Genomic DNA, 19,002 nt, shown 5'->3' on the forward strand with positions numbered 1-19,002 from the left:
AGTGGCTGTCTACGATGAAAGGCGAATAGCCGCGGGCTGAAACTTTTTCCATCATGAGAAAAATATTGCACGTCGCCACCGAGGATCGGCGCGCGTCGTTTCATGGGGAAGGAGTAAGGCATGACGTTCAAGTATCTGACGGCACAGGGGCTGATTGGCGGGCTGATCTTCAGCGCGGCGGCGCTGACGAGCGCTCAAGCGGCCACCCAGGTCACGATCGCCACGGTCAACAATCCCGATATGGTGACGATGCAGAAGATGACGCCGGCGTTTGAGAAAACGCATCCGCAGATCAAGCTCAACTGGGTCACGTTGCCGGAAAACGAGCTGCGACAGAAAGTGACCACCGATATCGCCAGCAATGCCGGGCAATACGATGCGGTCATGCTCTCCAACTACGAGGCGCCCATCTGGGCCAAGAACGGCTGGCTCGTACCCTTCGACAACCTGCCGGATTCATACCACGCCGACGATCTGCTGGAATCGGTGAAGCAGGGGCTGACGGTCAAGGACAAGCTCTACGCGCTGCCGTTCTACGCCGAATCCTCGATCACGTACTACCGCACCGATCTGTTCAAGAAAGCCGGCCTGTCGATGCCCGAGCAGCCGTCCTATGACCAGATCGAGACATTCGCGGCCAAGCTCAACGATCCGAAGAACCATACCTACGGCATCTGCCTGCGCGGCCTGCCGGGTTGGGGCGAGAACATGGCGTTCTTCTCCACCATGGTGAATACCTATGGCGGGCGCTGGTTCGACATGAGCTGGAAGCCGCAGCTGACCAGCGACGCCTGGAAGCAGGCCGCCACGCAGTACAAGAAGCTGCTGACCCAGTACGGCCCGCCCGGCGTAACCTCCAACGGTTTCACCGAATCCGAGACGCTGTTTGCCAACGGCCAGTGCGGGATGTGGATCGACTCGACCGTGGCCGCGGGCTATCTGTCCGACCCGGAGAACTCGAAGGTCGCTGAATCCACGGGCTTTGCCCAGGCCCCGGTGGCCAAAACAGAAAACGGCTCCAGCTGGCTTTATAGCTGGGCGCTGGCGGTACCGAAATCCTCAAAGAAGCAGGATGCCGCCAAGGCGTTTGTCGAATGGGCCACCTCACAGGATTACATCCAGCTCGTGGCTGACAAGCGTGGCTGGGTGGCCGTGCCACCGGGCACGCGGCATTCGACTTATGACAGCGCCGAGTACCAGAAAGCCGCTCCCTTTGCCGGGTTGGTCGAAAAAGCGATCGCAAGTGCTGATCCCAAGCATCCGACCGCGGAGCCGGTGCCCTATACCGGTATTCAGTTCGTTGATATCCCGCCGTTTCAGGCCATCGGTACCCGCACCGGCCAGATCATGGCCGGCATCCTGGCTGGCCAGACCAGCGTGGAGCAGGGGCTGAATCAGGCCCAGGCATTCACCAAGCGCATGATGATGCAGTCGGGCTATCCGAAAAAATGATCGCGTGCCGATGACGGTTTTCGATGCGAGCCGGACCGGTTCCGGCCCGCGTCGTCTTTTTGACGCTTTGGCGTTTCGTGAGAGACACGCCTAACGCAACAGGATCTGCTCTTGGCATCCACCACAACACACGACACCGCGACGGCCCGGGCCGCGGCCCGGCGCGAGAAGGCACGTCGCGCCCCGGCCAAGTGGTTGCTGGCCCCGGCCGTGATCTTCCTGCTGGTCTGGATGATCGTGCCCTTGGCGATGACCGGCTATTACTCGTTTCGCAACTACAACCTGATGATGCCGTCCATCACGGGCTGGGCCGGCTGGACGAATTACAAGATCCTCTGGAGCGACCCCACGTTCTGGTCGGCCCTCGGTATCACGCTGCTGATCGTGATGATCTGTCTGGCCGTGACCGTGGGCCTGGGCTTAGCACTTGCGCTGCTGTTCCATCGCAATTTCGTGGGGCGCGGCGTGGCGCGCACGCTGGCCGTGGCCCCGTTTTTCGTCATGCCGGTGGTCACCGGTCTGATCTGGAAGAACATGCTCTTTCATCCGGCCTACGGCCTGCTGGCCTGGCTGTTTCGCACCCTGGGGCTCGAGCCCATCGACTGGCTGGCCCAGTTCCCGTTGACCTCGATCGTCACCATGATCAGCTGGGAATGGACGCCGTTCGCCATGCTGGTGCTGCTGACCGGCTTGCAGTCGTTGCCCGAGGATCAGCTGGAGGCGGTACGCCTGGACGGTGCCAACAAGTGGCATGAGTTCCGTCATATTGTGATCCCTCATCTCGGCCAGGTGCTTTATGTGGTGGTGATGCTGGAGTCGATCTTCTTTCTGACCTCGTTCGCCGAGATCTATACCACCACCAGTGGCGGCCCGGGTACGGCCACGACCAACCTGCCGTACTACATCTTCCAGGGCACGTTCGTGCAGTACGACATCGGCGTGTCCTCGGCGGCGGCCATCGGCGCGGTGATTCTGGCCAATATCTTCGCGATCTTCCTGATTCGTTTCGTGGCCGGTAATCTCAACGCAGGAGAGGCCCGATGAGCGCACAGGCCAAACGTTTTTCCGGCGCCAATATCGCCTTCGGGGTGCTCGGCTGGGCGGTGGCACTTTTGATGTTCTTGCCGCTGATCTGGCTGGTGGTCACTGCGTTCAAGACCGAGGCCGAGGCGTTCACCGTCACGCCGCAGCTGTTCTTCGAGCCCACGCTGGAAAGCTTCAAGGCCGCACTCGCCCAGGGCGGCGGCTACTGGCACTACGCCTGGAACTCGGTGTTCACGGCCGTGGCCTCTACATTGATCGGCCTGGTGCTGACCGTGCCGGCGGCTTATGCCATGGCGTTCTATCCGTCCAAGCGCACGGACTTCACGCTGGTCTGGATGGTCTCGACCAAGTTCATTCCGGCGGTGGGCGTGCTGGTGCCGATCTTTCTGGTCTACAAGACTATCGGCCTGCTGGATAACGTCTGGGGGCTGATCGCGCTCTACACCGCCATGAACCTGCCGATCATGATCTGGATGGTGTATTCGTATTTTCGCGATATTCCGAAGGATCTCGTCGAGGCCGCGAATATCGACGGCGCCTCGATGGGCCAGACCATGCGCAAGGTGATCCTGCCGCTGGCGACCCCGGGCCTGGCCTCGACCGGCCTGCTGGCCTTGATCCTGGCGTGGAACGAGTCGTTCTGGTCGATCACCATGACCAACCATGCTGCCTCCACGCTGCCGGTCTATATCGCCTCGTTCAAATCGGCCGAAGGCATGTTCTGGGCCAAGATGTCGGCGGCCTCGGTCCTGTCGATCGCCCCGATCATCGTGCTCGGCTGGTTCGCCCAGCGCCAGATGGTGCGCGGGCTGACCTTTGGCGCGGTTAAATAAAACGATGCCGGTCCGCGAATGAACGCCAATGAACGCGAATAAGACAAACACAAAGAAAGACAATCCGCAGATGGACGCCGATTAACGCAGATTAAAAAGATAAAGACGAAAGAAATTTATTTTAAGCGGTCGGCGGGCGTGTTTAGTCGCGCGCTACAACTCGGATCGCGCCCTGCCACTAGGGTCATCTGCGGATAAATGACTGTATTCATTAGCATTTATTCGCGTTCATTGGTGGACGAATAAAAAACTTCTGAGAGATCAACATGGCAGTCGTAGCACTCAAGAACGTCGGCAAGCAGTATCCCGGTGCGGCCGGTCTGGCGGTCGAGGATTTCAATCTGACGACCCATGACGGTGAGTTCATCGTGCTGGTGGGCCCGTCGGGCTGCGGCAAGACGACCACCATGCGCATGATCGCGGGGCTGGAGGAGCACACCCAGGGCACGATCGAGATCGGCGGGCGCGACGTGACGGGCGTCGTGCCCAAGGACCGCGATATCGCCATGGTCTTTCAGAGTTATGCGCTGTATCCCCACATGAGCGTGCGCGACAACATGGCGTTTTCATTGAAGCTCAAGAAATACGCCAGGGCCGATATCAAGCAACGCGTGGAAGAGGCCGCCGAGGTGTTGGGCATCACGCCGCTTCTGGATCGCAAGCCGCGGGCCTTGTCGGGCGGCCAGCGCCAGCGTGTGGCCCTGGGCCGGGCCATCGTGCGCCAGCCGCAGGTGTTTCTGATGGACGAGCCGTTGTCCAATCTGGATGCCAAGCTGCGCGTGGACATGCGTGCCGAGATCATCAAGCTGCATCGCAAGCTGGGCGTGACCACCTTCTATGTCACCCACGACCAGACCGAGGCCATGACGATGGGCCAGCGGATCGCGGTGATGAAAGACGGCGTCGTCCAGCAGATCGACAGCCCCAATAACCTGTATCAGCAGCCGGCCAACGTGTTCGTCGGCGGCTTCATCGGTACACCGGCCATGAACTTTCTTGATGCCGCGGTGGAAAACGGTACGGCAACCGGCAGCGGCTTCTCGTTGGTGCTGGACGCGGCCCGGCGAGATGCCGCCGGCACGCGGGAGCGTCTGCACGTCGGAATTCGGCCCGAGCATCTGCATTTGGCCGGCAACGAGGCCGATGGCCAGTCACTGAGGGGCGAGGTCGAGGTCGTCGAGCCCCTGGGCGCGCTGACCATGATTCAGGTGCGCGTGGGTGACACCAAGGTCACGGCCCAGATCGAGCCACACCAACAGGTCGCGATGGGCGATGCCGTTGCGCTGACCTGTGCCGCGGACAAGCTCTATCTGTTCGATGCCGACAGCGAAGACACGCTCATGGGTATCGATTCCGGCGTGGCCGACCAGCCCGCTGCCTGATTCCAACTGTCCCTGACTCGGCGATCGGCAGGGCCGGTCGCCGCTTTTTCTGGAGCCTTGATATGCCCGCACTCAACAACGCGGCACTCGGCCAGCTCGACGCCGGCGTGGCCACGCCGACCTATGACCGCAGCCAGGTCACTGCCGGCATCGTGCATTTCGGCGTGGGTGGGTTTCATCGTGCCCATCAGGCGATGTATCTCGACGACCTGATGAACGCCGGCCAGGCGCTGGATTTTGGTATCTGCGGCGTGGGCGTCATGCCGTCGGACAAGCACATGGCTGATGTCATGGCTGCTCAGGACGGGCTGTATACGCTGGTCGAAAAACACGCCGACGGCACCTACGCGCCGCGCGTGATCGGCTCGATCATCGACTACAAGTTTGCCCCGGACAACGTCGAGGACGTGCTGGCCACCATGGCTGCCGAGACGACGAAGATTGTCTCGCTCACCGTCACCGAAGGCGGCTACAACTTCCATCACGTCACCGGCGAGTTCGACTTCGATAATGCCGATGTGGCGCACGATCTGAGCGATAGGGCAGCGCCCAAGACCACGTTCGGCCTGGTCGCCGAAGCGCTGTGCCGGCGCCGGGCGGCCGGCACGCCGCCGTTCACGGTCATGTCCTGCGACAATATTCAGGGCAACGGCGATGTGGCACGTGAAATGTTCACGGCCTTTGCCAACGCCAAGAACGCCGAACTCGGCGCCTGGATCGTGGACAACGTGGCGTTTCCCAATTCCATGGTCGATCGCATCACGCCGGTGACCACTGATGCGGATCGCGGCGAGATCACCGAACGTTTTGGCATTACCGATGCCTGGCCGGTGGTCTGCGAGCCGTTCACCCAGTGGGTGCTCGAAGATCATTTCACCCTGGGGCGGCCGGCCTATGACGATGTGGGCGTGCAGATCGTCGACGACGTCATGCCCTACGAGCTGATGAAGCTGCGCCTGCTCAACGCCAGCCATCAGGCGTTGACGTATTTTGGCTACCTGGCGGGTTATCGCTATGCCCACGAGGTGTGCCAGGACCCGCTGTTCGCCGATTTCCTCATGGCCTACATGACCCACGAAGGCCAGCCCACGCTACGCCCTGTGCCCGGCGTGGATCTCGACGACTACAAGCAGACCTTGATCGCGCGGTTTTCCAACCCGGAGATCCGCGACACGCTGGCCCGGCTATGTGCCGAGTCGTCCGACCGGATTCCCAAGTGGCTGATGCCGGTGGTGCGCGAGCAGCTGGCCGCCGGTGGTGATATCCATCGCAGCGCGGCGGTGGTGGCCAGCTGGGCGCGCTATGCCGAGGGCACGGATGAGGCCGGTGAGCCGATCGAGATCGTGGACCGCCTGGCCGAGTCGTTAAAAACCACGGCCAAGCACAATCGCGACAACCCCACGGCCTTCATCGAAAACCGTGAACTGTTCGGTGACGTGATCGACGACGAACGCTTCGTGTCGGCTTATACCCAGGCGTTGGACTGCCTGCACCGTGACGGCGCGCGCGCCACGCTGGAGATGCTGGCCCGGAAATAGCCGCAGAGTGCAGCCAGTCTTGCAAATGAGAATGATTCTTAATAAAGTCTGTCGCGGCTGATCATCTTCAGCCAGCGCCTTGCTGCGCTTTATCGATAGGAAGTCTAATGTCAGAACAGATGCCGATTCGGCGTCGGCATTGCCGATTCGCCATCGCCGGGGTGAGCGCAGCGCTCGCGACGACGGCTTTTTCTGCGGCCTATGCCCAGACCGAGCGGGCCCCCGTACCCGCGGCACCAGCGCCCGCCGCGCCGGTTCCCGCAGCGCCCGAGGGATCGGCTACGACCACGCTGGCGCCGGTGGTCGTTACCGAAACCGCGCTGAAGATCGCGATTCCCCTGAGTGAGACGCCGCGCTCGGTGTCGGTTGTCGATCAACAAGAGCTCATCGATCGTAACGTCCAGTCCCTGGACGATGCGCTGCGCTATCGCGCGGGTATCCTGACCGGCCAATTCGGCGACGACAACAACACCGACTGGTTCAAGGTGCGCGGCTTTGATGCCATCACCTATCAAGACGGGCTGCGCATCTATCAGGAAGGGTTCTATCAGTGGATGGTGCCGCCTTACGGCATTGAGCGGGTCGAGGTGTTCAAGGGCCCGTCGTCTATTCTTTATGGTCAGGCGCCGCCCGGCGGCTTGATCAACACCATCAGCAAGCGGCCCGCGGATGAAACACGGGGGCGCGTGGACGCCGGGTTCGGTAATCGCAACTATCGCCGGCTGGGGTTTGATGTCTCGGGCCCGATCAAGAACCACGACAACGTTCAATATCGGCTCGTGGGCCAATACAAGGCGCGCGAGGGCCAGGTCGACTATAGCGAAAACACGCGTTATTACATCGCCCCCAGCCTGAACATCGATTTCACCGACGACACCCAGCTTACGATTCTCACCAGTTTCCAGCGTGATAACGGCCGCCCCACCAATCCGTTCAAGCTGGCCTACGGCACGCTCAACGACACCCCATTCGGCAAGGTTGATCGTGGGACCAGCTACAGCGAGCCAGCCTACGATCGCAACCAGGCCGAGCAGAACCAGGTCGGTTATCAGTTCAGGCACGCCTTCGACGACACATGGACGTTCAAGCAGAACGCCCGCTACAGCCATCGGGAACTCGAGCTGCGCAGCAGCTACGTGCTGGCGCGCGTGGGCGAGCGCCAGGGCTCTCGCGGGCTGGTTTATCGCGACGGCGAGCTGGATGCCTGGACCATCGATAACCAGCTCGTCGGCGAGTGGCAGTGGGAGAACGTCGAAAACACGCTGCTGCTGGGGTTGGATTATCAGCACATCGATCAGGACGGCCAGGAGGGCAATCTGTCGTCCTTCGGCCAACCGATTGATCTGTTTGATCCGGAGTACGGTAATTTTCAGCCGATTGCCGACGGCGACCTCGTCAAGCGCCAGATCAAGGGCAAGCAGACCGGGCTGTATGTTCAAAATCAGACCAAGCTCTATGACCGGCTCGTGCTGCTGGGCGGCGTGCGCTATGACATGGCTGATCAGACCAACACCAACCGCACCGCCGGCACCGCCCAGGGTTATGACGTCGACAACTATTCCTACACCGGCGGCATCCTGTTCGAGGCGGGCTACGGGCTGTCGCCGTATTTCAGCTATACCGAGTCGTTTGATCCGTTGGGCCGGACAACGGAGGCCGCAGAACAATACGAGCCGCGTCAGGGGCGTCAGTACGAAACCGGCATCAAGTTCGCCCCGAACGGCTGGGACGGCTACGCCACGCTGGCCGCGTTCGATCTGACCGAAACCAATACCCTGATCACATCGCCGGCCGGCTTTCAGGTCCAGAGCGGTGAGCGACAATCCCAGGGCATCGAGTTTGAAACCGTGGGCTATATCGGCCGTGGCGTGCAGCTCATCGGCAGCTATTCGTATACCGATACCGAAGTCGATGTGTCAGAAGCCGTACGTGGGGCACGCGCTGCCCTGATTCCGCGCCACCAGGCTTCACTGCGCGCGGAATACGAGTTCGCCCCGAACACGGTCTTGTCCAATTTCAAGGTCGGCCTGGGCGCACGCTATGTCGGTGAAAGCGTCGACGGCGATCTGACCGTGCCGGATTACACGGTTTTCGACGCGCTGGCCATCTACGATGTGGACGAGCATTGGCAGGTCCAGGTCAACGGCACCAATATTTTCAACAAGGATTACGTCGCAAGCTGTGACTACTGGTGCTACTACGGCGCACCGGCCAGCGTGATCGGCAACATCAGTTATCGGTGGTAATCGTGTGGTGCTGCGACGAGCTGTATTACTCGTCGCAGCCTCGTCTGCGGGCTGCCCGGCGTCCGTTGCCCAGGGCAGGGCTAGCCCGCTAGTCCTGCTCGCTCAGTAGAAAATCCGAGGGCAGACGCACCAGCGTGGCGCCCCAGGACAGGCCCACACCAAAGCCCACGAGCAGCACCAGCGCGCCGGGTTTGATCTGGCCGGTCAATACCGCCCGTTTGAGCGCGATCGGCACGCTACAGGACACGGTGTTGCCGATGTCCTCCATACAGACCACGAACTTTTCGTCCGGCAGGCCCAGCCGGTCACGGATGCCACCCAGCACCATGGCGCTGGCCTGGTGCGGCACCACGGCATCGACATCGTCGAGCGTGATGCCGGCCTTGTCGCAGGTCTCGCGCACGGCCCGCGGAACTTCTCGCAGCGTGAACTCGACCACGGCCCGGCCGTTCATGAAGATGTTGTGATCCGAGCGCGTGTTGCCGTGGCGATCGGTATATTCCTCGGCCTCGGTATCGGCCGCGCGTCGGCGCATGCCCGAGGTCGGCACGATTAGATCGTCCGCGCCGCGCCCGTCGGTGCCGTAGACGAAGGGCCCGATACGCGGCTCGCCCTCGGCCTCGCGATCGGTGAGCAGTGTCGCGGCCGCGGCATCGCCGAACAGCGCCCGCACGCTCTTGTCGCCCGGGTTGACGAACTTAGAATACGTATCGGCGGTGATCAGCAGCAGGCGTTTGGCCTGGCCCGACTCGATCAGTGCCTTGGCCACGCCCAGCGCATAGATATAACCGGAACAGCCCAGGTTGATATCCAGCGCGCCGATATGCGTGGGCAGGCCCAGACGCTCTTGCACCAGGCATGCGGTGGTCGGGGCCAGATAATCCGGTGTCTGGGTGGTGAAGATCAGGTAATCGATCGAGTTCCGGTCGATGCCGGTCTTTTCGATCAGGCGTTCGGCGGCCACGACGCCGAAGTCCGACGCACACTCAGCCTCGCCCGCGACATGCCGGGCTCGGATGCCGGTCTTTTCAGCAATCCGCTCGAGTGGCCAGTTGGGAAAGCGCGCCGCGATCTCTTCGATGGATTCGGTGCGCTCGGGGAGCATGTATTCGATGGCGTCTATGACAGCAGACATCGGACCTCTGCGGGGCTAGTCGTGGATCGGGGCAAGGCAGTACATCGCGCGGGAGGCTCTTGTTGGCCAGTATCTGCGCGATACACGTATTATAACGGGTTACTCGACCGGATAACCGGCGTCGTGCCAATCGGCGAACCCGCCGGTCATGACTTGGACATCGGCGTAGCCGGCAGCCCGCAGGATTTCAGCCGCACGTTCGGCGCGGGCGCCGACTTTGCAATACGTGATCACGGGCGTGCCAAAGGCCAGATCCAGATCCGGATCGCTGGCAACCCGGGGCAGCGGATGCAATCGCGCCCCGGCAATATGGCCGGCGGCCCATTCATCGGGCTCGCGCACGTCGATCATCGTGGCGCCTTCTTTTTGCGCGGTGCGTGCCTGATGATGATCGAGCACGGGCAGGGTGTCGTCCTCGGGCGCTTTGTCGGGGCCGTTGAGCGTCTTGTTCACGGCGCGGCGGAGATGATCGAGCATGGTCGGGCGGTTCGACGAGCATTGAATACCCGTTAGATTACGCCATTCGTCGGATACTGTCGTGCCGCCGCCGCGGCCGGCGAGCACTGCTTTGATGTGTCATTGATACTCATTCGTATTTAGCATAAGGTTGCGGCGTCACCCACGATGCGTCGACCACGCATCCGGAGTTTCGATGTTCGAAGTCAATGCCTGCCGTTTCGAAGTGCAAGGACGCTGCCTGCTCGAGGCATCCGGCCTGTGTTTCGAGGAAGGAAAGGTCTACGGGCTGATCGGACACAACGGCTCCGGCAAGTCGACGCTTCTGAAGCTTCTGGCCCGCCAGCAGTGTGCAAGCTGCGGCGAGATCTGTCTGAACGGCCGGGCCGTGGATTCCTGGGGCAATCGTGAGTTCGCGCGTAACGTGGCTTATCTGCCACAACACTTGCCCAGTGCCGAAAGCCTGACGGTGCGTGAGCTGGTGGCGTTTGGCCGCTATCCCTGGCACGGCCTGTTCGGCCGGCTGTCGAAGAAAGACAAGGCCCAGGTTCAGCAGGCCATGGAACGGACCCAGACCGATGGCTTTGCCGATCGCATGGTCGATACGCTGTCCGGCGGTGAGCGCCAGCGCGTATGGCTGGCCATGCTGCTTGCACAGGGCAGCCGTTTCCTGCTGCTGGACGAGCCGCTCTCGGCGCTGGATATCGCCCACCAGGTCGATACGCTCTCGCTTATCCGTACCCTGTGTCGCGAGCTTGGCGTGGGCGTGATCATCGTGCTCCACGATGTGAATATGGTCTCGCGCTACTGTGACCAGCTGGTGGCGCTGCGTGGCGGCCAGCTGCTGGCCCAGGGCAGCCCCGGCGAGCTGATGGACGATGCCACGCTCGAGGCCATCTACGGCATCCGCATGAGCGTGATGTCGCACCCGACTGACCACCACCCGATCGCCGTCGTTCAGTGATCCCGCGGCCGTGCGTGGCACAACCGGCGGCCATACGGCCCGGCCCGGTGCCACGCGCGCTGGGGTGGTTGTTGCTTGTCGCCGGTCTGCTGGTCGGTACGGCCGCGCACGCTGCGCCGCGTCTGGTCACGGTGGATTGGGGCATTGCCCAGAACCTGACCGCGATGGGCGCGGCGCCGATCGGCGTGGGCCAGATCGACGGGTATCGATCCTGGGTCGCCGGCCCGCGGCTGCCGAGCGCCACGCGCGAGATTGGGCTGCGATCCCAGCCCAATATGGAGCTGCTCTCGCAACTCGCCCCGGACCGGATCCTGATCACAGAACTCTATGCCGGGCAGGCGGATCGGCTGGCCGAGGTAGCGCCTGTTTCGATCGTTGATGTCTATTTCAGCCATGGCGATGGCGACAGTGATGTCTGGGACAGCACGATCGCCGCGGTCAAGAAACTGGGCAGGATTGCCGAGCGCCCGGCCGCGGCCCATGCGTTGATCGCACGCACGCAGTCGGCGATTCAGAAACAGACCGCTCGCCTGCCGGCCGATACGAAGCCGCTCCTGATCGTGCAATTCGTCGATGAAAGCCATGTTCGGGTTTATGGCGACGGCAGTCTCGTGGCGGCCACGGCCGAGCGCATGGGTCTGGACAACGCCTGGCAGGAGACGACCACGCGCTGGGGCGTGGCCACGGTTGCACTGGATCGACTGGCCCGGATTTCGGATGCCCGGATTGTGGTCATGGGCCCGGTGCCGGTCGGCGTGACCGACAAGATCGCTGATAATCGGATCTGGCAGACGCTGCCGGCGGTGCAACACACGCCGCCGATCTATATCCCGGCCGTGTGGAGCTTTGGCGGGCTGCCCTCGGCCAGCCGCTTTGCACGTTTGATTGCCGATGCGCTGGTCAATGCGCAGACCAAGGCCCCGGCCCCCGACGCCGGTTGGCCGAACGCGGCGCCCGAGGCGTGAGCCGCTCGGGTGTCATGACGCCTGCGCGGCTGTGCGGGGTGGCGGTGCTGGTCGTGCTCGGGCTGGCCGCGGCGGCTTTCACGAGCGTGGCCGGCGGGCTGGATCTGCATCGTCTGCTGGCCGCGGAGACCGGCGATATAACGCGTGTCCTCATCCAGGACAGCTGGCTGCCGCGGCTGGTGGTGGCGCTGGTGGCCGGCGCGGGGCTGGCGCTGGCCGGGGTGCTCATGCAGCAGACCCTGCGCAACCCGCTGGCCGCGCCGACCACGCTCGGCGTGGCGGCCGGTGCCCAGTTCGCGTTATTGATCGCTACGCTGTTTGCGCCCGTGCTGCTGGTTTATGGCCGCGGCCTCATCGCGTTTGCCGGCGGCGCGGTATCGATCGTGCTGGTTTTTGCTCTGGCCTGGCGGCGCGGGCTGGCCCCCAATGTGCTGGTGCTGGCCGGTCTGGTGGTCAATCTGTATTTCGGCGCGGCCTCATTGGCCTTCATCCTGTTCAATCAGGAAAAGCTTCACGGCCTGATGGTCTGGGGCGCCGGCTCGCTGTCTCAGAACAACTGGGCCGACGTGCTCTATCTGGTTCCGCGGCTGGTGGTCACGGCCATTGGTGCGGGTATTCTGGTGCGCTCGCTGGCGCTGCTGGATCTCGACGAGCTCAACGCCCGCAATCTGGGGGTGTCGCTGCCGTGGCTGCGCCTGGCCAGCCTCGGGCTGGCGGTGTTCATCACGGCCAGCGTGGTGGCTGCCGTGGGGCTGATCGGTTTCATCGGCCTGGCCGCGCCTGCGATCGTGCGCCTGGCCGGCGCGCGTACGCTCATGCAACGGCTGTGCTGGGCGCCCCTGTTCGGCGCGTTGCTTCTGGCGATGACCGACCTGGCATTGCAGTGCCTGACCGGCGCCAACGCCACCCTCATCCCGACCGGCGCGACCACGGCCGCACTGGGCGCACCGCTGCTGCTCTGGCTCATTCCGCGCCTGTCGGCTGCGCGCAGCGCCCCGCGCCCACGTGTCAGCGTGCCGATCGCTCGGCATCGGCATCCGGAACGCATGATCGGGCTCCTGTTGGCCGGCGTGGCCGTGATGACGATCATCGCGTTGCTGGCCGGGCAGGGCGCAGATGGCTGGGCCGCGCCGTTCACGCTGCCCTGGGCCGAGACCGGTGCCTGGCGACTGCCGCGCGTGCTGGCTGCCGGTGTGGCGGGCGTATTGCTGGCCCTGGCCGGGACCATCATCCAGCGTGTGTCGGGCAACCCGATGGCAAGCCCGGAAGTGCTGGGGGTATCGGCGGGTACCGGCCTGGGCCTGCTCACGCTGACCTGGTTCGTCGCCGCCCCCGGGGTGTGGGCCATGCTGGGCGCGGGCCTGGCCGGCTCGCTCGGGGCACTGGCGCTGCTGATCGTCATCAACGCCCGGGCTCAGTTCGAGCCCGAACAGCTGCTGTTGACCGGTATCAGCATCATGTTCGCCTTTGATGCGCTGCAACGTATCGTGCTGGCCGGCAATGATCCACGCACCCAGGCGGCGCTGGCCTGGATATCCGGCTCGACCTATCACGTCACACTGGCCACCGCGGTCGCAGTGGCGGTCGTGGGGGTAGCTGCCGTGGCACTCGCCTGGCCGCTGTCGCGCTGGCTGGATATCCTGCCCCTGGGCGCGCCCACGGCGCGGGCCGTGGGGATTCACATCACCGTGAGCCGCCTGGCGCTGCTGGGGCTGGTGGCCGTACTCACGGCCGCGGCGACACTTATCGTGGGGCCGCTGTCGTTCGTGGGCCTGCTGGCGCCGCATCTGGCCCGGCTCGCCGGCCTGGCCCGGGCCCGTGCCCAGATGGGCGGGGCGATGGCCATCGGCGCGCTGTTGATGATCGCGGCCGACTGGGTGGGGCGCGAGGTGCTGTTTCCGATGGAAATACCGGCCGGCCTGGTGGCCACGCTGATCGGCGGCAGCTATTTCATGTATCGGCTGCGACGGATTTAGGCGACCCGGACAGCGCGGCCAGAATGCCGCAGTCGGCGATGGCGTGATCGCCGTGGCAGCAATCCTCGAGCCTCACCAGGCTGGTCTCCAGACGTGCCAGGTCAGCCTGGCGGGCACGGACCTCGGCGATCTTGTCGGCCACCAGCGCATCCACATCGTTGCAGGGCGCACTCGGATGATCGGCCAGGCGTAACAGGCTGGCCACGGCTTCCAGAGAAAAACCAAGTACACGGGCGCGATGGGCAAACGCCAGACGTGACACCGCGGCCGCGTCGTAATACCGATAGCCGTTGTCGCCCCGTGTTGCCGCGGGCACAAGGCCGATCTCTTCGTAATAACGGATAGTCGAGGCCGGGCAGCCGGTGTGCGTGGCGGCCTGGCCGATAGACAATGACATTGCTTGACCTTCAAGTGGCTTGAAGCTCGATGATGCCGCTTTAACCGATTGGATGTCAGCTTATGGCCGGCTGTTGCTGCAACGAACACGAGATTGCCAGTCGGGGGTTACAGGCCCGCCAGAAACGCATGCTCTGGCTCGTGCTGACGATCAACGCCGTGATGTTCGTCACCGAGTTCACGGCCGGCCTCATCGCCGGCTCGACCGCGCTGTTGGCGGATTCGCTCGATATGCTGGGCGATACGATGGTGTATTCGTTGAGCCTGCTGGTGTTGGCACGGTCCCCGCGCTGGAAAGCCCTGTCTGCTGGCGTGAAGGGCACGATCATGCTGGGCTTTGGCGGGCTGGTGTTGATCGAGGCGGCCTACAAGGCCTATGCCGGGAGCGCGCCGGTCTCGGTAGCGATGATGAGCGTGGGCGCGGTGGCGCTGGTGGCCAATATCGCCTGCCTGATCTTGCTGACCCGTCACCGCGAGGACGACGTGAACATGCGTTCGGCCTGGATCTGCTCGCGCAACGATCTGTTCGCCAATTCCGGCGTCATCATCGCCGGCGCGCTGGTCTGGGCCACGGCAAGCGTCTGGCCCGACGTGCTCGTGGGCAGTGCGATCGCGGTGTTGTTCGTGTCTTCCGGCTGGGGTGTCCTGCGTGATGCTCGGGCGCGTTATCGCCAGGCCGGACAGCTGCGTCCCGATTCGTCCACCGCGTAGTCGACACACGGCTCACACATCGCGCTATGGTGCGTAAAAACGACTTGCCAGCCAACGCATGACCGAATCGCGATTTCAGGCCCGTCATATTCTCATCACCGGCGGTGGCGGCGAGATCGGCCAGGCTGCGGCCGAGCGCCTGACCGCCGAGGGCGCCCACGTCTCGTTGCTGGATATCGACGGCGACAAGCTCGCCGCGGCCGCCGCCCGGCTGGCCGAACTGGGCAACGCGCCCCGTACTTATGCCTGTGATATCACCGATGCTGCTGCCGTAGCCGATACCGTGGCCCAGGTGATCGACGATGGCGGACCACTGGTGGGGCTGTTCAATAACGCCGGTTATCAAGGCGCGTTCGCCCCGGTTCAGGATTACCCCGGCGACGATTTCGCCCGGGTGATGCAGATCAACGTGGTTGGCGCATTCAACGTGCTGCAACGGGTGAGCCGGGCCATGATTACAGCCGGACGCGGCGGGGCAGTGGTCAACACCGCCAGCATGGCCGGGTTATCGGGCCCGCCCAACATGCCCGCCTACGGCACTTCCAAGGCCGCCATCATCGGTCTGACCCAGACCGCGGCCAAGGACCTGGCACCCCACGACATCCGAGTGAACGCCGTAAGCCCTGGCTTCATCGGCCCCGGTTTCATGTGGGAACGCCAGGTCGAACAACAGGCCAGCGTGGCCAGTCCGTACTACGCCGACGAGCCAGATGCCGTGGCGGCCCAGATGATTGCCAGCGTGCCCATGCGCCGCTACGGCCGGCTGGATGAGATCGCTTCGGCCGTGGCGTTTCTGCTCAGCGACGATGCCAGCTATATGACCGGCACCAACCTGCCCTTGTCGGGCGGCGGCGCTTGAATCGATTCGTCCGCGAATGAACGCCAATACACGCGAACAACAGAAAGACAATCCGCCGATTCACGCCGATGGCCGCAGATTAGTGACAAACATGTTTCTGTGCCCAGTTCAGTCGAACGCTTATGAACGCTTCAATTGGCGTGTGACGTATTCTTCCGCGGCCTTATATGCGTTTGCTTGCGGACAGAGTGTCCTCTGGGTAGCGGTGCCGAGTCTCGTACAGAAAACAAGACTGTGTCGGTGAACACGGTCAAATGCGAAGAACCAAAAAATGTAGAGATATTGGCGACGTGTCGGCCCATTCGGCCGGAACGGGTCGCAAAGATCATCTTTTTTCATCTGCGGCCATCGGCGTCTATCGGCGTTCATCGGCGGATAAATGCCTGTATTTATTCGCGTTGATTGGCGTCTATTCGCGGACCAACAATAAGTCTTAGCTGATACGCGCCACGGCATCGCGGCTGGCGGCCGCGCGCTCGGTACCGGTAAGTTCGTGCAGTTGACCGGCGCGCATTTCCAGCAGCCGGTCGGCGTGTTCGAAGTAGTGATCATCGTGGCTGATGGCGATCACGGTATGGCCGGCTGCGGCAAAGGCGGGCAGGAGTTCCTGGTAGAACACGCGCCGAAAAGCCGGGTCCTGGTCCGCGGCCCACTCGTCCAGCAGCAGGATATCGCGCTGCTCGGCCAGCGCAGCCAGTAGGGCCACGCGTTTACGCTGGCCCTGGGAAAGCTGGGTATCCAGTAGCTGCATGCCGTCGCGCGAGAGCTTGTCGGTCAGGCCCAGCCGGGCAAGCCAATCGCGTACAAGGGCCTCGTCGGCGTCCTGGCCGTCGTTGCCCAGCAGCCGGTCGAAGAGATAGAAGTCGGTGAACACGGCCGAGAACAGGCCACGGAGCTGCGTGCGATCGGCCGGATCGATCGGCGTGTCGTCCAGACGGATCGTGCCGCGCGTGGGGGCCGTCAGCCCGCTCAGTAGCCGGGCGAACGTGGTCTTGCCCGAACCGTTGCCGCCGATGATGAAGACCAGCTCGCCGCGGGTCAGCGTCAGATCGATCGGGCCGATGGAAAAGCCGCCGCCGGCGTAATCAAAGCCGATATCGCGCAGAATGAGTTGATGCCATGTCGGCCCGGTCGCGGCGGCCTCGAAGCCGGGCCGTGCCGGCGCCAGGGCCAGGCCGGCCAGCTTGTTGAAGGCGACCTGGGCATTGAGCAGCGTGGGCAGCGCCCCCACGGCCTGGATCATTGGCGTACGCAGGAACAACAGGGTCAGCGCATAAGTGGCGGCGGTGGCATTGTTGGCCCAGCCCAGCGTATTGGCCAGAAAGAACACCAGGCCGATCGCGCCCAGCATCATGATATTGGCCCAGTTGTTGGCCGACAGATGATAGGTATCGGCGCGAATCACGTGTGCCCGGTAAGTTCTGGCGTGGTACTCGAAGCGGCGATGATAGACATCGGCCGCCCGCGCCCGGTTGAGAGCCAGCTCCTTGCGTCCGTGCAGGATCGTTTCATAGTCGCTGTAGAGCGCGTCCTCGGCCTCGCGCACGGTATTCAGATGGGCATAGACGCGGCGCACCAGCCAGGCGCCCACGGCCAGGGTGACGAGGATCCACGCCGCGGTAATCAACAGGATCGGCCACGACAGCCAGCCCAGATAAGCGACGCTGGCCAGTGTGAGCACTACGCCCTGGACCAGCTCCGGCAGGCGTACGAAAGCGATCGTGACGTTGCGGATATCCGCCGACAGGCTGGCCAGCAGGGCCGCGCTGCCGATGGCCTCAAGACGGGCGATATCGGTATCCAGAATCTGCTTGACCAGCCGTGTGCGCAGCCCATAAACGAAATGATGGCCTAGAACAGTCAGCCCGAGCTGGGCTGCGAGGGCGATGACCAGCAGCAGGGCGATCAGCCCGAAAAAGACCGGCAGCGCCGACAGGCTGTCCGCGGCGCCGGCGATCAGACGCTGATTGATGAAGGCAATGACGCCCACGCCCAGCAGCGCGTTGGCCAGGCTGGCCGCCATGACCGCGATGAAGGCGAGGCGATACTCGCGCATGACCAGACGCAGCAGTTCCATGAGGCGACCGTAGACAGGGAATTAATGAACGCAGGCCGTGACCACGCGCCCGCGCGGATAGCGCCGGTGCGACGGCGGTCGATCAGCCGGTGGCGGTTGCCGGCGCGCTATCGTAAGCGATCACCCGAGGACAGTTCGAGCACAGGCCCCAGGCCGCGTCGAGATCGCGCACGCAGCACAGGCGCCGACACTCGGTGGCGGGCATGCCCTGGCCATCGCGTGCGCCGGGCGCCAGGGCCTTGAATGGCGCATGAAACGGGTTCGACCCGCCGTCCGGGCGGTGTGGGGTTTCGGTCAGGGCGAGCGCGGCCGCGCGGGTCGTGTCCACGCCGCGTTCTTGTGCCGTGAGCTGCTCGAGCGCCCAGCAGTAATACATCGCCGCGTTCGAGCCATACACCCGTGGCGATAACCCGGGCCCGCGACAAAGAGCGGCGATCACCGGCGCCAGCGCGTCATCGATCAGCGATGAAAAATCATGCCCGGTGCCGGGCGCACCCAATGGCGGTGCCGCAAACACGAAGCGCGTCGGCGTGCCGTCGGTGTCGATATCGAAACCCGCCGGGTGTGCGGTGAAATCGATGCGCCGATTCAGGCTGCACTGCAGCACCACGCTGGGGATGATCAAGCGCGCGAACACCCATTTCGACCACTGCGAAGCGATCGCGCGGCGCTCCTGTGCATCGTTGGCGGCGCCGTGCGCGGCCAGCAGATCGCCCAGCACGGCAGGGTCGGCCAGCGCTGCCCGGCCGTGCGTCGGCGTTACTCGGTCATCGACAACGAAAAGGCCGGCGGCAAACGCCAGTTGATCGTGGAAACACTCGCCGTGCATGACGCCGCACAGTCACAGATGAGAATGATTATCGATACGGTACGCCGATCGGGCGTCTGGGCCAAACGCGTTTGTATCGATTTATCTGACATGGCGTATTGTCAGATTATCCGAAGATTGCTATTTTCAGAAAATAAAG

Annotated in this window: 16 protein-coding genes; 11 read left to right on the forward strand and 5 right to left on the reverse strand. The window is 63.4% G+C overall.

The window, feature by feature from the left end; translation table 11 throughout:
- The first annotated feature begins 120 nt into the window (after positions 1-120).
- From SAJA_RS03300 to SAJA_RS03325, 6 genes are all read left to right on the forward strand, one after another.
- Positions 121-1,452: an ABC transporter substrate-binding protein gene (locus SAJA_RS03300; protein ID WP_123657235.1), complete on the forward strand. Its 1,332-nt coding sequence runs from the start codon at positions 121-123 to the stop codon at positions 1,450-1,452.
- Positions 1,453-1,557: 105 nt separating this feature from the next.
- Positions 1,558-2,496 carry a carbohydrate ABC transporter permease gene (locus SAJA_RS03305; RefSeq protein ID WP_123657236.1) on the forward strand — a complete coding sequence of 313 codons (939 nt, stop codon included), beginning with the start codon at positions 1,558-1,560 and terminating at the stop codon, positions 2,494-2,496.
- Positions 2,493-3,329, forward strand: a complete 837-nt coding sequence (locus SAJA_RS03310; protein WP_123657237.1) for a carbohydrate ABC transporter permease — start codon at positions 2,493-2,495, stop codon at positions 3,327-3,329. Before SAJA_RS03305 ends, SAJA_RS03310 begins: the two co-directional genes overlap by 4 nt.
- Positions 3,330-3,595: 266 nt before the next feature.
- A complete protein-coding gene (locus SAJA_RS03315; RefSeq protein WP_123657238.1) occupies positions 3,596-4,711 on the forward strand; it encodes an ABC transporter ATP-binding protein in 1,116 nt (371 codons plus the stop codon).
- A 62-nt stretch (positions 4,712-4,773) separates the two neighbouring features.
- Entirely contained in the window at positions 4,774-6,249 is a 1,476-nt protein-coding gene (locus SAJA_RS03320; protein ID WP_123657239.1) for a mannitol dehydrogenase family protein, read from the forward strand.
- 107 nt (positions 6,250-6,356) lie between these two features.
- On the forward strand, positions 6,357-8,495 hold the full coding sequence (locus SAJA_RS03325; RefSeq protein WP_221180106.1) for a TonB-dependent siderophore receptor: 2,139 nt from the start codon (positions 6,357-6,359) through the stop codon (positions 8,493-8,495).
- 88 nt (positions 8,496-8,583) lie between these two features.
- Here the strand turns inward: SAJA_RS03325 and SAJA_RS03330 are convergent, their stop codons facing one another.
- Both SAJA_RS03330 and SAJA_RS03335 read right to left on the reverse strand, forming a co-directional pair.
- Positions 8,584-9,630: a 3-oxoacyl-ACP synthase III family protein gene (locus SAJA_RS03330; protein WP_123657240.1), complete on the reverse strand. Its 1,047-nt coding sequence runs from the start codon at positions 9,628-9,630 to the stop codon at positions 8,584-8,586.
- Between the two features lie 99 nt (positions 9,631-9,729).
- A complete protein-coding gene (locus SAJA_RS03335; protein WP_123657241.1) occupies positions 9,730-10,107 on the reverse strand; it encodes a rhodanese-like domain-containing protein in 378 nt (125 codons plus the stop codon).
- A gap of 175 nt (positions 10,108-10,282) precedes the next feature.
- Here SAJA_RS03335 and SAJA_RS03340 point away from each other — a divergent pair, with 175 nt between their 5' ends.
- The 3 genes from SAJA_RS03340 to fhuB are packed head-to-tail and all read left to right on the forward strand — an operon-like array spanning position 10,283 to position 13,991.
- Positions 10,283-11,050: an ATP-binding cassette domain-containing protein gene (locus tag SAJA_RS03340; RefSeq protein ID WP_123657242.1), complete on the forward strand. Its 768-nt coding sequence runs from the start codon at positions 10,283-10,285 to the stop codon at positions 11,048-11,050.
- Between the two features lie 14 nt (positions 11,051-11,064).
- Positions 11,065-12,015, forward strand: coding sequence for an ABC transporter substrate-binding protein (locus SAJA_RS03345; RefSeq protein ID WP_123657243.1), 951 nt, complete (start codon positions 11,065-11,067; stop codon positions 12,013-12,015).
- Between the two features lie 14 nt (positions 12,016-12,029).
- Positions 12,030-13,991 (forward strand): Fe(3+)-hydroxamate ABC transporter permease FhuB, encoded by a 1,962-nt coding sequence (gene fhuB, locus SAJA_RS03350; RefSeq protein ID WP_123657244.1) that lies wholly within the window; start codon positions 12,030-12,032, stop codon positions 13,989-13,991.
- Here the strand turns inward: fhuB and SAJA_RS03355 are convergent.
- Complete coding sequence (locus SAJA_RS03355) at positions 13,966-14,388, reverse strand: MerR family DNA-binding protein (RefSeq protein ID WP_123657245.1); 423 nt, start codon at positions 14,386-14,388, stop codon at positions 13,966-13,968. The genes fhuB and SAJA_RS03355 overlap by 26 nt on opposite strands.
- Positions 14,389-14,450: 62 nt before the next feature.
- Here SAJA_RS03355 and SAJA_RS03360 point away from each other — a divergent pair, with 62 nt between their 5' ends.
- Together SAJA_RS03360 and SAJA_RS03365 are read left to right on the forward strand one after the other, a co-directional pair.
- The gene (locus SAJA_RS03360) at positions 14,451-15,098 is read left to right on the forward strand and encodes a cation diffusion facilitator family transporter (RefSeq protein WP_123657246.1); all 648 of its coding nucleotides are present in this window, start codon (positions 14,451-14,453) and stop codon (positions 15,096-15,098) included.
- 58 nt (positions 15,099-15,156) lie between these two features.
- Positions 15,157-15,957: an SDR family NAD(P)-dependent oxidoreductase gene (locus tag SAJA_RS03365; protein WP_123657247.1), complete on the forward strand. Its 801-nt coding sequence runs from the start codon at positions 15,157-15,159 to the stop codon at positions 15,955-15,957.
- A 433-nt stretch (positions 15,958-16,390) separates the two neighbouring features.
- Here the strand turns inward: SAJA_RS03365 and SAJA_RS03370 are convergent, their stop codons facing one another.
- Both SAJA_RS03370 and fhuF read right to left on the reverse strand, forming a co-directional pair.
- Positions 16,391-18,034: a multidrug ABC transporter permease/ATP-binding protein gene (locus SAJA_RS03370; RefSeq protein WP_123657248.1), complete on the reverse strand. Its 1,644-nt coding sequence runs from the start codon at positions 18,032-18,034 to the stop codon at positions 16,391-16,393.
- 82 nt (positions 18,035-18,116) lie between these two features.
- On the reverse strand, positions 18,117-18,863 hold the full coding sequence (gene fhuF, locus SAJA_RS03375) for a siderophore-iron reductase FhuF (RefSeq protein ID WP_123657249.1): 747 nt from the start codon (positions 18,861-18,863) through the stop codon (positions 18,117-18,119).
- Positions 18,864-19,002 lie beyond the last annotated feature (139 nt).

Origin of the sequence: Salinisphaera japonica YTM-1, assembly GCF_003788585.1 — a bacterium.
GTDB classification, from domain to species: Bacteria; Pseudomonadota; Gammaproteobacteria; order Nevskiales; family Salinisphaeraceae; genus Salinisphaera; species Salinisphaera japonica.

Coding starts and splice junctions, on each gene's coding strand:
- SAJA_RS03300 (WP_123657235.1), top strand. CDS start 121: ATGACGTTCAAGTATCTGACGGCACAGGGGCTGATTGGCGGGCTGATC.
- SAJA_RS03310 (WP_123657237.1), top strand. CDS start 2,493: ATGAGCGCACAGGCCAAACGTTTTTCCGGCGCCAATATCGCCTTCGGG.
- SAJA_RS03315 (WP_123657238.1), top strand. CDS start 3,596: ATGGCAGTCGTAGCACTCAAGAACGTCGGCAAGCAGTATCCCGGTGCG.
- SAJA_RS03320 (WP_123657239.1), top strand. CDS start 4,774: ATGCCCGCACTCAACAACGCGGCACTCGGCCAGCTCGACGCCGGCGTG.
- SAJA_RS03325 (WP_221180106.1), top strand. CDS start 6,357: ATGTCAGAACAGATGCCGATTCGGCGTCGGCATTGCCGATTCGCCATC.
- SAJA_RS03330 (WP_123657240.1), bottom strand. CDS start 9,630: ATGTCTGCTGTCATAGACGCCATCGAATACATGCTCCCCGAGCGCACC.
- SAJA_RS03335 (WP_123657241.1), bottom strand. CDS start 10,107: ATGCTCGATCATCTCCGCCGCGCCGTGAACAAGACGCTCAACGGCCCC.
- SAJA_RS03340 (WP_123657242.1), top strand. CDS start 10,283: ATGTTCGAAGTCAATGCCTGCCGTTTCGAAGTGCAAGGACGCTGCCTG.
- fhuB (WP_123657244.1), top strand. CDS start 12,030: ATGACGCCTGCGCGGCTGTGCGGGGTGGCGGTGCTGGTCGTGCTCGGG.
- SAJA_RS03355 (WP_123657245.1), bottom strand. CDS start 14,388: ATGTCATTGTCTATCGGCCAGGCCGCCACGCACACCGGCTGCCCGGCC.
- SAJA_RS03360 (WP_123657246.1), top strand. CDS start 14,451: ATGGCCGGCTGTTGCTGCAACGAACACGAGATTGCCAGTCGGGGGTTA.
- SAJA_RS03365 (WP_123657247.1), top strand. CDS start 15,157: ATGACCGAATCGCGATTTCAGGCCCGTCATATTCTCATCACCGGCGGT.
- SAJA_RS03370 (WP_123657248.1), bottom strand. CDS start 18,034: ATGGAACTGCTGCGTCTGGTCATGCGCGAGTATCGCCTCGCCTTCATC.
- fhuF (WP_123657249.1), bottom strand. CDS start 18,863: ATGCACGGCGAGTGTTTCCACGATCAACTGGCGTTTGCCGCCGGCCTT.